Here is a 13,310-nt window from a genome sequence, read left to right as displayed (position 1 = left end):
TCTTTATACTTTATTGGGTTTACTCACATATTTGTTTCCCTTGACAAAAAACCGCCAGGGCAGAAGCGCATCTTCCTGAGCGTAAGCTACACCTATACGAGGTCCCGTGACAATTTCATCAGAAGTATACGAAATACCGTGATCTTCAATCCAAATCTCCTGACCGTTCAGATCTTTTTTATTAAAAGAACGGTCAATTCCCAATGCTTTGGAGGCTGATCCCGGACCTGCGGAAATGGCTGGTTTAGAAGCCGGCATATTTCTTCTCAACTCCATGATTTCTTTACCAATCAAAGGTTCAACAGCTCTCACCAACACTGCGTGAGGATCATCTTCCACAGAAGTGACGATATTGAAAAGATGATGAATTCCATAGCATAAATACACATAAGAAATTCCGCCATGATGATACAGGGTTTCCGTACGGTCTGTACGCCTGCCTCCATAGGCATGGGAAGCTTTATCTTTAACTCCAAAATAGGCTTCCGTTTCTACAATGATTCCGGCTGTAGTTTCACCATTGAGTTCCGTAAAAAGTATTTTTCCCAAAAGATCCTGAGCCAGAAAAAGAACATCCTGATTGGAATAATAGGAGCGTGGTAGTTTCATGAATAATGTTAGAAATGATTCACTCAAATTTAGTGATAATCATGTAAAATAGAAACACTAAGCAAGAAAGAAAACAAAAGGTACCACAAAAAATCACATTTCATAAAATAGTGAGTAATTTGGCACATCCATTGTTGCGTTTAATGTAACATCATTCCACACCACTATAAAAAATTATAGGTTTTGACACTTATTTTTCCCTGGAGCAATCCGGGGAATTTTTGTTTAATGCTGTAATGGTTTTACATAATAAAAGCCCCACATTACTGTGAGGCTTCATTAGTTATCTTGCTCCCGGAGGACAGTGTTCTTTCAGGTATTTTGTAAACATAGTGGCAAGATGCAGTGATGTTCCTTCCCCTTCATTAATAGAATGAGTACGGTTAGGATAAGACATTAGCTGAAACTGTTTGTTATATTTTACTAATTCGTTGATGTATACTTCTGTATTCTGGTAATGTACATTGTCATCACCTGTTCCGTGAACCAGCAGAAGATTTCCTTTTAGGTTTTTAGCATAAGCCAGTGGAGAACCATTGACAAAATCTTCCCTGTTCTCCTGTGGAAGCCCCATATAGCGTTCCTGATAAATATTGTCATAGAACAACTGATTGGCAACCGGAGCAATGGCAATTCCTGTCTGGTAAATATCAGGATATTGTCCCAAAAGGTTCAGGGTAGAAGAACCGCCACCGCTCCATCCCCAAACAGCAACTCTTGAAGTATCTGCATAAGGCCATTTTGCGAATAAAGCTTTGGCTCCCATTGCCTGATCGCGGATATTAAGCTGTCCTATTTTGCGATAAATGGATTTTCTCCATTCGCGTCCTCTTGGGGATGGAGTTCCACGGTTTTCAAGGGAAACGTATAAATAACCGTCCTCAGCCATATTCCCTGTATATAGATAATTCCAGCCGGTATAGAAATTATCGGTTACGGTTTGTGATCCCGGTTCTCCATAAACGGTAAAAACAATAGGATACTTTTTATTAGGATCAAAATTTTTAGGCTTTACCACCCATCCGTCCAGTGTAACACCATCTTGTGTGGTAATCTGGAAAAACTCTGCTTTAGATTTTGCAGGATCAGCTTTTGCAGATCTTTTGGCTGCAACCAGTTCTTTATGTTCCGGAAGAGAGATTACAGAGCCTATGGAAATTGAATTGATGCTGTTATTGGTAAACATCGCAATCTTTCCGTTAGGGGATATGGTATAGTTATTAGATCCTGTATAAGATGCCGGAGTTACTTTTTGCGCTTTTCCTCCTTTCATACTTACTTTATACAGGTATTTCTGAGTGGCATTATCAGGAGAAGCCAAAAAGTAAATCAGTTGATTAGGAACATCAAAAAACTCAGGTTTTATAACATCAAAATTATCTTTCGTAAGTAATGTTTCTTTACCGTTCATATCTATTTTATAAATATGTCTCCAGCCGTCTTTTTCAGAAAGCCATAAGAATTCTTTACCATTTTCAATCCAATCCCAGCCGCTCGGATCATTATCGTTCCAACGGGATTTGATATCAATCCATGCAGCATCTGTTTCCGTATGAATGGTTTTACTGCTTCCGGAATTGGCATCTGCTATGATGATTTTACTTTGATTCTGTTTTCTGTTCAGCTGCTGCAGGATTACGGATTTAGAATCCAGCACCCATTCCATTCTCGGAATATAGTTTTGTACTTCATCACCTGCAATATTGGCTTTCTTTGATGCTTTGGAGGCAAGATCATAAAACCAGATACTGCATCCTGAAGGATTTTCTCCTACTTTTGGATATTCTACAGGAACGGTAAAAGAATACAGGCTATCCGTATTATTGATCATCAGAAAATTCTTAGTTCCCCGTGCATCCATTTTCCAATACGCTATTTTACTTCCATCCGGAGACCATCTGAAACCATCCTGAGTTCCAAACTCTTCTTCATATGCCCAGTCAAAAGTACCATTGATCATTCTGTCTGTACCATCATTCGTAATTTTGCTGAGCTGATTATTTGAAAGGTCTTCAATATAGATATTATGCTTAGAAACAAAGGCTACTTTTTTTCCATCCGGTGAATATTTTGCAAACATTAGCGATGAAGCAGGCAAATCTTTTCCAAGCTGGGTAAGCTTTTTGGTGTTTTTGTCGAAGATCCAGTAATCTCCGCGGGTATTGTCCCTCCATACTTTTTTGGTGTCGGCAAAAAGCAATAAACTTTTACCATCAGGGGATACCTGAAAACTCTGAACCTGCAGAGCATCAGAACTTCCGGCTGGAACCAGCTCACTACTGTTTAAAAGCGTCTGATCTTTCCCCGGATGCAGTACATCAACAATTTCAACCCCTTTTTTAGTAAATGAATAATACGCATTACCATCAGGAGTCCATTGAGTTTTCTGTGCTGCCAATGGGGACAAACACAGGAAATACAATGCAATAGCTGTTAGTTTTTTTATGTTCTTCATAAATATGATTTAAATTAAGCTAAATGTTCAGCTCTGTAATTTTCAATTTCTTCAACCGTTTTGATCAGTCCGTTGCCTAAAAGTCTGTAACCGTTATCTGTTATCAGGAAATCATCTTCCACACGGATTCCTCCGAAATCACGGTATTCATTTACTTTATCATAATTAATAAAGTCTACGTTTTTGTTTTCAGACTGCCACATATCAATCAGATCCGGAATCATGTAAATACCAGGTTCCACCGTAACGACAAAACCAGATTCCAGGGCTTTTCCCAAACGTAAAGATTTTAACCCGAATGTTTGGGTATCTTTTGGTTCTTCCTCCGTATAGCCAATATACTGTTCTCCAAGGTCTTCCATATCATGAACATCAAGTCCCATCATATGTCCCAGTCCACACTGGAAAAACAGAGTATGAGCATGGTTTTTAACAGCCTCTTCAGGATTTCCTTTCATCAGTCCGAGATCGGTAAGCCCTTCTACCAGATATTGTGCTGCTTTCAGGTGAATATCTTTAAATCGTACTCCCGGTTTCAGAAGATTTTGAGCCTGATTAAAAGCATTCAGAACAACTTCATACATTTCCTTTTGTTGGGTTGTAAAAGTTTTGCCTGCAGGAAAGGTTCTCGTAAGATCCCCTGCATATCCCATCGCTGTTTCTGCTCCGGAATCATTGAGGAAAAGATCTCCTTCTTTTAAGGTATTGAGACGGTAATGATTATGCAGAATCCCTCCATTTATCGTCACAATCGGGGGATAAGACATCTGGCATTCTTTGTTGGCCGCAAGATATTGAATTGCATTTGCAATTTCATATTCTTTAATTCCGGGTTTTGCTATTCGCATGGCCAATAAATGCATATCATTAGATACATTCACGGCCTGTTCTATCTGTACAATTTCCTGAGGTTCTTTGATAGAACGCTGTTTTACAATCGCTTTAATCATTTCTGCAGAAGGCAGTAATTCTGCAATTGGAGTCCCAAGAAGATCTCCCAGTAAAATTTTATTCGAAGATTGATAGGGAGGAAGATAATGAACCTTTCTTCCGGAAGCCTGTGCTTTTGCAATGTATTGAGAAAGCTCAGCATAAGGCAGCGTTTCCTGTACACCGGACTTCTGACATTTTTCTTTCAGGGTTTCCTGTCTGCCCATCCATACGATATCATCTATACTGAGTTCATCTCCGAAAACAATGGTTTTATTTTCATCGATATCCATGATGGCTGCAATACGGGGTTCCTGAATTCCGAAATAATATAAATAAGTACTGTCCTGACGGAAATAATAAGGATTGTGCTCAAAATTCACGGGATTCTCTATATTTCCTAGAAATAACAGGATTCCCCCAGATACACCTCTTTGTAATACTGCTCTTCTGTCTTGATAAGTTTGTGCTGAAAACATATATTATGAATACTTTTTATTTTAAAAGGTTAAAGTTACGATTTTGTACTATTGATAGCCCTTTATTCGTTAAAATTAAGAATATGTAAAATTTGGATTTTAATATGATAATCAATGTTCATATTTTGCTTACCTTCAGCAATATTTTAACCTTTAAGAAAATGTTATTCTAATAAAGCCATGATATTATGAAGAGTCTGCAATTTTCTGTTCCTGCTGATACCAACAAGAGTCTTCGCATCCAGGAAGATATAATGCCTAATTTCTATCCTTATTTCCACCGTCATACAGAAACACAGATCATGTGGATTCTTAAAGGACATGGAACACTGGCTATAGAACAGAATCTCTTTAATTTTGAAGCGGGAGATATTTTCTATCTGGGAGCCAATCAATCCCACGTCTTCAGGGGTAATTTTGAGAAAAATGAAAAACAGAAGGTTCATTCTATTTCTATTTTTTTTGACCCTCATAAAAAGATCGCTGCATTTTTCGGCTTACCTGAATTTGAGGAACTTAAAAATTTTATCAATCATTCAGAAGTAGGTTTCCAGGTATCTTCTAAACTTAAAAAAAATATCGGGGAAAACATTGCGGCATTACAAAAGACAAAAGGAGTAGATCAGATCATTGATTTTATCAGGATTTTAAACCATCTTATGCAAAACAGGCATTTGCATATTCCATTATCTTCAGAAAAGAATCTGCCTGATCTTATTTCTGATACCGACCAAAGAATTATAGATGCCCAGACTTTTATTAAGAAAAATTTCGCCCAGAATAAACTTACGCTAGACCTTATTGCCAAAGAAGCCTGTATGACTCCTCAGGCTTTTTGCCGATCTTTTAAAAAACGTACCCGCATTACGTATATTGAATATCTGAATGAACTTCGTGTACAGCGAGCATGCAGACTATTGACAGCCAGCAGTATGTACAATATTTCTTCTGTTGCTTTTAATAGCGGATTCAGCAGCCTTACCAATTTTAACCGTGTTTTCAAGTCCATTATGAAATATTCACCTAAAGAATACCTTAAGCACTACAAAGAGGTCACCATAGACCAGTAAAAGCAACCTGTTAAAATATGGTTAGTATCTATTAAAATATTAACATTTACCGTTTTAAAATTCACCTAGTTTTGAATAAATATTATTTGATATGAGTACAAAACTAAACTGGGAAGGAATTTATCCTGCTGTATTAACTCCTTTTACGAAAGAAGGTGAGATAGACTTTGAAATGTTCACTCTCAATACAGAAGCCCAGATTAAGGCAGGAGTTCACGGAATTATCCTTGCAGGAACATTAGGGGAGGCCAGTGCTTTGGAAACGGAAGAAAAATTTGAGTTGCTGAAATACGCAAAAAAAATAACACAGGGAAGAATTCCTGTCATTCTTAATCTTTCTGAAAATACAACCAAAAATGCGGTGAACTTTGCACAGAAAGCAAAAGAATTCGGAGCAGACGGCCTTATGCTTCTTCCGCCCATGCGTTATAAAGCTGATAACCGTGAAGTTGTTGAGTATTTCAAAGCAGTGGCTTCTGCTACAGATCTTCCTATTCTTATTTACAACAATCCTGTAGACTATGGAATATATGTTACCCTTGAAATGTTTGAGGAGCTTATTGAATATCCAACCATTCAGGCTGTTAAAGAATCAACGAGAGATCTGGCGAATGTAACCCGAATGATTAACCGTTTTGGAAAAAGGATCAAAATTCTTGGAGGTGTAGATACAATTTGCCTGGAAACCCTGATGCTTGGAGCTGATGGTCTTGTGGCAGGTCTTGTAGATGCCTTTCCTAATGAAACCATGGCGATGTATAACTACGCAAAAGCCCATGAATATGACAAAGCTGTAGCCATCTACAGATGGTTTATGCCTTTGCTGGAGCTGGATATTCATCCTAAACTTATCCAGTATATCAAACTGGCGGCGGCATCAGAAGGAATAAGCAATCCTTATGTGAGAGCTCCACGTCTTGAACTCCATGGAGAGGAAGCTGAAAAAGTTCAAAAAATCATTGATGAAGGCAGGGCTAATCGTCCGGTACTCAATTAACACCTGAAAAACAATTATGATTGAAGAAACATCAAAAGAAAATATTGATAAAAGAATTCAGAGGGCAGCTGAAGCCTTCCAGTTCCTGAAGAATACCACCATCAATGAACGGGCAGAATTTATGAATGCTGTTGCTGATCAGATTGAAGCTTTGGGAGAAGAACTGTTGGCAGTTACTCACGCTGAAACGTCATTGCCTTTAGCAAGACTTACAGGTGAAAAGGCCAGAACAGTAGGACAATGGAGAAGTTATGCAAAAGCTGTTGCTACCGGGATATATGCAGAACCCAGAATTGATCTTGCCCAGCCAGAAAAACAAAAAGGAGATCTCCGAAAATACCATGTAGGCATTGGGCCTGTCGTTGTTTTTGGAGCCAGTAATTTTCCGTTTGCATTTTCTACGGCAGGAGGAGATACAGCAAGTGCTATCGGGGCCGGCTGTCCTGTGATTGTAAAGGCACATCCGGCACACCCACAGACTTCACAAATAATGGCTGATACCATAAATGCCGTTGTTACAGCTTTTGGATGGCCTGAAGGGATCTTTAGCCATATTACCGGAACATCTTATGAAACAGGAGCTTACCTGACTCAGCATTCGGATATACAGGCAGTTGCATTTACCGGTTCTTTCCAAGGGGGAAAGGCTTTGTTTGATATTGCTAACCGTCGTGAAAATCCTATTCCGGTATTTGCAGAAATGGGAAGTATTAATCCTGTATTTGCTTTTCAAAACTTACTTGAAACTAAAGCTGAAACATTAGCAAAAGAATATATTGCTTCTTTAACGTTAGGAGTAGGTCAGTTTTGTACAAATCCGGGAGTATTTATTGCATTGAAAGGGAATTCTCTTGACCGTTTTATCAACACATTAAAAGATGAAATTCTGAATGTTGCTCCTGCGAATATGCTTCACAAAGGAATATCGGAAAGCTTCGAAAAACATAAAAATATTGCGATAGAACAACCGGATGTTGAAATAATTGCTTCGGCAAACCCCACAACAGAAGATGGTCTAGGACATGCTTCCGTTATAAAGACAAATGCTCAGACCTTCCTGAATAATCCTGTATTGAGTGAAGAAGTTTTTGGCCCATTTGGTATTGTTGTGGTATGTGAAACACTTGATGAAATCAGAGAAATCGCCCATCAGCTAAAAGGACAATTGACGATTACGATAGCCGCTACTGATGAAGACCTACGTGATAATCTTACGTTAGTCAGCCTTCTGAAAGATAAATGCGGAAGACTTTTATTCAACGGAATGCCTACCGGAGTTGAAGTAGTTTATGCCATGCAGCATGGTGGTCCGTTTCCTTCTACCACAGATTCTCGTTTTACTTCTGTAGGACCAGATGCTGTAAAACGATTTGTTCGTCCTATTTCTTTTCAAAACTGGCCGGATGAATTTTTACCCGAAGAGTTAAAGAATGACAATCCATTGCAGATCAGCAGAATGGTGGATGGAGAAATGAATTCAGGATCATTAAAATCACAGGCCACATGAACAGAACATTTTTTTGTATAGATTCACATACCTGTGGCTGTCCTGTACGCCTTGTTGCAGGAGGAGCACCTATTTTAAAAGGAAATTCCATGATGGAGCGCAGGCTTCACTTCATGAAAGAATATGACTGGATAAGAAAGGGATTAATGTTTGAACCCCGAGGTCACGATATGATGAGCGGAAGTATTCTGTATCCTCCTGCTGATGAAAATAATGATATCGGGGTTTTATATATTGAGACCAGCGGATGTCTTCCCATGTGCGGACACGGAACGATAGGAACAGTAACCATTGCCATAGAAGAAGGTCTTGTTGTACCTAAAATTCCCGGGAAATTACGTCTTGAAACACCTGCCGGACTTATCCTCATAGATTATGTACAGGAAGGAAAAAAAGTAAAATCGGTAAAACTAACGAATGTAAAGTCTTTTCTGTATGCTGAAAATCTGGAAGTTGAATGCCCGGATCTTGGATTAATCAGTGCCGATGTAGCCTATGGCGGAAACTTTTATGCTATTATAGACCCTCAGGAAAATTATAGAGATATTTCTGATTTTACAGCCAGCCAGCTTATTCATTATGGCAAACTTATCAGAAAATTACTTAATGAAAAGTATGAATTTATTCATCCTGAAATTGAACACATTACCGGATTAAGCCATATTCAATGGACAGGTATACCTACAGATCCTAAAGCAAGTGGGAGAAATGCGGTATTGGTAGGTGAAAATGCCTTGGACCGCTCACCATGTGGTACAGGAACTTCTGCAAGAATGGCGCAGTGGCATGCTAAAGGAAAACTCAAAAAAGGAGAAGAATTTATCCATGAAAGCTATATTGGTTCTCAGTTTATTGGCAGAATTGAAGAAACTGCTGCTGTAGATGGAAGATCAGCCATTATCCCATCAGTAGAAGGCTGGGCAAGAATTACCGGATATAATCATATTATTATTGATGATGAAGATCCTTATTGGCAGGGTTTTCAGGTAATGTAACACGCATATGACACAGAATAAAGGAAAAGCACTCATCATTGGTGCAGGAATAGCCGGATTAAGCTCAGCCTATTACCTTTTACAGAAAGGATGGCAGGTGGAAATTCTGGAGCAGAATGATCTTACCAACAACTGTTCTTATGGCAATGCAGGAATGATTGTACCCAGTCATTTTACCCCATTGGCTGCACCGGGAGTTGTTGCCCAGGGAATACGCTGGATGTTTGACAGTAAAAGTCCGTTTTATGTGAAACCTTCACTCAGCGCTAAACTGATATCATGGGGATTACAGTTTTTGAAACATTCCAACCAGAAACATGTTGATCATTCAGCAGCAGCCATCCGTGATCTTAATCTCGCAAGCAGCAAACTTTATAATGAAATTGCAGAAACAGATGGTTTTGATTTTGAACTTAATCAAAATGGTATTCTGATGCTTTATAAAACAGAGAAAGTAGCAGAAGAGGAGATAGAGCTTGCCCACAAAGCAATTAATATGGGATTATCAGTTGATATTCTTGATAAAAAAGAAATTCAGGAGCTGGAACCCCATACACAACTGGATGTCATTGGAGGAATCAATTATAAATGTGACGGCCATATGAATCCTATGAAGCTGATGAAGCAAATGCTCTCTTATCTTAAAAATAATGGTGTCATTTTTCATACCCATCACAAAGTAACCGGCTTTGAAAGCTCAGAAAGAATGATTAAAGCTGTCATTGCCAATGATAAAAAGTTTACAGCAGACCAATTTATTATGACCGGAGGTTCATTTCTTCCTGAACTGGCTCAGAAGGTAGGAATCAAAATTCAGTTAATGCCCGGAAAAGGATATTCGTTTATGCATACCCCTGATAATCCGGTCAATACCCTGAATCATGCTGCTTTATTACTGGAAGCAAGAGTGGCTGTCACCCCTATGAACGGGCAGATCCGTTTTGGGGGAACTATGGAACTGGCTTCCCATCATGATAAAATTAATATGAAAAGGGTAGAAGGTATCGTCCGGTCTATTCCTAAGTATTTACCCGATTTCCAGATGGAAATACCCAAAGAATCAGAAATCTGGTTGGGTTACAGACCCTGCGCTCCGGATGGCCTTCCGTATCTAGGTCAATCTTCGAAATTAAAAAATCTAATTATTGCCGGAGGCGGTGGAATGATGGGACTAAGTCTTGGACCCATTTTCGGAAAAACAGTTTCAGAACTTGCTAATAACCAAAAGCCAACGGTTGAGATAAAGATATTCAACCCTGAAAGATTTAATTAAAAAACATAACATAAAACACACAAAATTATGCCTAAAACCATTTAACTATTCAAATAATTTATTAACAACCAAATCCAAAAAATCATGAAAAAATTTAAATTACTACTACTTGCTTCCCTATTTCCAATAATAGGTTTTGCTCAAGAAAACAGACCTCATGAGTGTAAAGCAGATGAAATGATGAAAAAACATTTTGAACTGCATCCTGAATCTAAGGCTGAATATGAAAATTTTGAAAAATTCACCAAAGATTTTGTAAAAAAAATGGAATCAAACAAAACTCCATTGAATAAAAAGGTCAATGCTCCCACCTACATCATTCCTGTGGTTTTTCATGTGTATGGAGAATCTCAGAGTAATGTAAAAGTGAATTACCAAAAAGTAGTTGACTTGCTGCAACAAATCAACTTAAATTTCAATGGAATCAACACTGATTCAAACACTATAGATTCTTACTTCCAGCCTATTAGGGGCACATTAAGTATTGAATTCCGCTTAGCTAAAATTGACCCAACCGGAAAAGCAACAAGCGGAGTGGTATTTCATCCTTTCAAAGGTGGATATGGCAATGGTGGCGGATATGATGCACAAATTGGCACAGATGCCTGGGATAATACAAAGTATATGAATGTGTATATACAAAATGATCTATATGCTAGTAAAGATTTATATCAATCAGGAGTTGCCTGGTATCCGGATTCATACATGACTTCAGTAAATACAGCCAGAGTTGTTTATAATGGCCGTTATATATATGATGCTGCAGGAACTGTTGCTTCAAACGAGTTTTCTGACACATTCACTCACGAATTCGGGCATTGGCTAAATCTTCAACATACATTCAATGTTCTTTGTTCAACTGCAAATCCCAGTAATGATGGTGATGGAGTTGCTGACACCCCTGTAGAAAATAATTCTAATGGATTAGGATGTGCAGCTGGAAACAATTGTCTTGGACAAAAAGTGAACGTTGAAAACTATATGGGATACAACGGCTCTGCAGGTTGTTATAAAATGTTTACCACTGGACAGGTTAACAGAATGTTAGCCGCATTAAATCACCCTTCAAGAATAAATTTATGGCAGCCCGCAAACTTAGCAGCAACTGGTGTTGCCAATACTCCGCCTAGATTAAGTCTTAGCAACAGTACATTTACTGAAAACATAAACAATAATGGTAAAGTATCATTAGATGGAACAGTAGCATCTACTCCAATCTCAGCCATTACCCTAAACGGAGCAACATTTGGTGTACCAAATGGAACAACTCTTATTTCAGGAACACATTTCACTTCTTCATTACCAGCAGGATTAACAGCAGCTATAGCAGTTACAAGTCCTACTACTGCTACACTTACTCTAAATGGAACAACAACCAGCCATCCTAAAAGCCAGATTCTCAATTCATCAATTACATTCCTTAATCCAGCTATAACAGGAGGTGTAACTTCATTAGGATCCACAACCGCTTTGGCATTAACTTTTTCATATAAAGATCCTTATAAAATAGTTACCGGAACTCCTCTGGAAAGTTATGCCAATCCAACACCAACAACAGTAACAACCAACTCCGGAGCAACTTGGAAATACTTTATCATTAACCCAGAGCTTAGTGATGATGCCGGGTATGGCGCCTGGTACTATGGGGCAAATCAATTAAAATTGGAAACCTATTGGAAAGGATTAGTATGTGAAGCAGGAACAAGAAATATTAGCCTAATTCCAGCCTGCACCACCATAACGAATGCAAGTAATATAGGTTATCCTACTTATACTCCCGGACAACTTGATGTTTACACTCCTACATACACTACCTGGTCTGGCAAAACAGCTTATGTTGGTTTTAGAAACCAATTTGAAGGCTACAATATTAACGGCTATTTCAAACTGATTGCCGGGGCTAATGGTTCAGGGTATTCTGTAACTGAGTTTGCCTACAACACACAACCCTATGGCAGTATTACAACGCCTTGTGCATTACCATTATCCATTGCAGACAGTGATACAACGAACTCAGAAACATCCATCTATCCAAATCCAGTTTCTGATGTATTGAATATTAAAACAAAAGGGGAAATTAAATCAATTGCTGTTTACGATATGTTTGGAAGAAAAATGAATGCTAAAGTTATTGGTGATAAGGTGGATGTTAAACACTTCCTAAGCGGAACTTATTTAATTGATATTGAAACCTCTTTAGGAAAATCTTCCCAAAAATTCATTAAAAAATAGAATCAAACTCAAAGCAGTTACAGACTGGCTTAAAGCTTTTTAAACAACAAAACACTTTTCTCAGAAATATGAATCATAGTTTAGTATTCATATGCAGTTAATTGGGCTTCATGGTAAGCCCAATTTTTTATTGTATTTATGAGCAGTTCTTCATTTATTTATGTAATTTTATTCTTTGATAACAATATTCAGTGCATTATAAAAACGACACCATCACCATTCGCGAATTTACTTCCGAAGAATTCCCTTTATTTTCTACTCTTTTTGAAAATGAAAATGTTACCCGGTACCTGCCTTACAAAACTCCCGAAGAATATAAAGAGATGTTTGACAAAGCACTGGCAGATTATGAAACAGAACCATTCAGCAGATGGGGAATATTTAACACAAAGAATAATGATTTTGTGGGAATGTGTCTGGCCAGAGTTTTTCTTGACCATCCGGAACAACTAGAAATCGGTTATACCTTAGGAGAAGATTATTGGGGTAAGGGACTTGGAACTGAAGTGTGTAAAGCTCTTGTTGATTATTGTTCTTCACTGAATCATCAGAAAGATATTGTGGCTGTTACCGATCTTGATAATATAGGATCTCAAAAAGTACTTTTAAAAAGCGGCTTCAGCAGAATTGAAAACCTGGTACGAGAGGATAGAGAACTGGCTTACTTTATATTGCAGAAAGGGTAAACTTATTGAGTGTCTTTTTCCCACAGATTTCACAGATTTCCACAGATGTTTGTGCATATTTTAGACTAAAATAATCT

At 38.2% G+C, this 13,310-nt stretch carries 10 protein-coding genes; 7 read left to right on the top strand and 3 right to left on the bottom strand.

The annotated features are described in order from the left end of the window. Positions 1–3 precede the first annotated feature (3 nt). The 3 genes from JOE44_RS03790 to JOE44_RS03780 form a co-directional block, all read right to left on the bottom strand. Positions 4–609 carry a DNA-3-methyladenine glycosylase gene (locus tag JOE44_RS03790; RefSeq protein ID WP_209784398.1) on the bottom strand — a complete coding sequence of 202 codons (606 nt, stop codon included), beginning with the start codon at positions 607–609 and terminating at the stop codon, positions 4–6. 283 nt (positions 610–892) lie between these two features. Then, positions 893–3,064: a S9 family peptidase gene (locus tag JOE44_RS03785; protein ID WP_209784397.1), complete on the bottom strand. Its 2,172-nt coding sequence runs from the start codon at positions 3,062–3,064 to the stop codon at positions 893–895. A gap of 14 nt (positions 3,065–3,078) precedes the next feature. Next, a complete protein-coding gene (locus JOE44_RS03780) occupies positions 3,079–4,473 on the bottom strand; it encodes an aminopeptidase P family protein (RefSeq protein ID WP_209784396.1) in 1,395 nt (464 codons plus the stop codon). A gap of 188 nt (positions 4,474–4,661) precedes the next feature. Between JOE44_RS03780 and JOE44_RS03775 the strand changes: the two genes are divergently transcribed. The 7 genes from JOE44_RS03775 (at position 4,662) to JOE44_RS03745 (ending at position 13,233) form a co-directional block, all read left to right on the top strand. Then, a complete protein-coding gene (locus JOE44_RS03775; protein ID WP_209784395.1) occupies positions 4,662–5,543 on the top strand; it encodes an AraC family transcriptional regulator in 882 nt (293 codons plus the stop codon). Between the two features lie 91 nt (positions 5,544–5,634). Further along, complete coding sequence (locus JOE44_RS03770; protein ID WP_209784394.1) at positions 5,635–6,540, top strand: dihydrodipicolinate synthase family protein; 906 nt, start codon at positions 5,635–5,637, stop codon at positions 6,538–6,540. A gap of 16 nt (positions 6,541–6,556) precedes the next feature. Continuing rightward, entirely contained in the window at positions 6,557–8,047 is a 1,491-nt protein-coding gene (locus JOE44_RS03765) for an aldehyde dehydrogenase (NADP(+)) (protein ID WP_209784393.1), read from the top strand. Beyond that, positions 8,044–9,042 (top strand): 4-hydroxyproline epimerase, encoded by a 999-nt coding sequence (locus JOE44_RS03760; protein WP_209784392.1) that lies wholly within the window; start codon positions 8,044–8,046, stop codon positions 9,040–9,042. Before JOE44_RS03765 ends, JOE44_RS03760 begins: the two co-directional genes overlap by 4 nt. Before the next feature lie 7 nt (positions 9,043–9,049). Next, positions 9,050–10,315, top strand: a complete 1,266-nt coding sequence (locus tag JOE44_RS03755) for an FAD-dependent oxidoreductase (protein ID WP_209784391.1) — start codon at positions 9,050–9,052, stop codon at positions 10,313–10,315. Between the two features lie 84 nt (positions 10,316–10,399). Beyond that, positions 10,400–12,547, top strand: a complete 2,148-nt coding sequence (locus tag JOE44_RS03750; RefSeq protein ID WP_209784390.1) for a zinc-dependent metalloprotease — start codon at positions 10,400–10,402, stop codon at positions 12,545–12,547. A gap of 191 nt (positions 12,548–12,738) precedes the next feature. Next, a complete protein-coding gene (locus JOE44_RS03745) occupies positions 12,739–13,233 on the top strand; it encodes a GNAT family N-acetyltransferase (protein ID WP_209784389.1) in 495 nt (164 codons plus the stop codon). Positions 13,234–13,310: the final 77 nt, after the last annotated feature.

Origin of the sequence: Chryseobacterium sp. PvR013 (assembly GCF_017833095.1) — a bacterium.
Taxonomy (GTDB): Bacteria; Bacteroidota; Bacteroidia; order Flavobacteriales; family Weeksellaceae; genus Chryseobacterium; species Chryseobacterium culicis_A.
The sequence above is the reverse complement of the archived record's forward strand: the minus strand, read 5'-3'. Positions and strand labels throughout refer to the sequence as shown.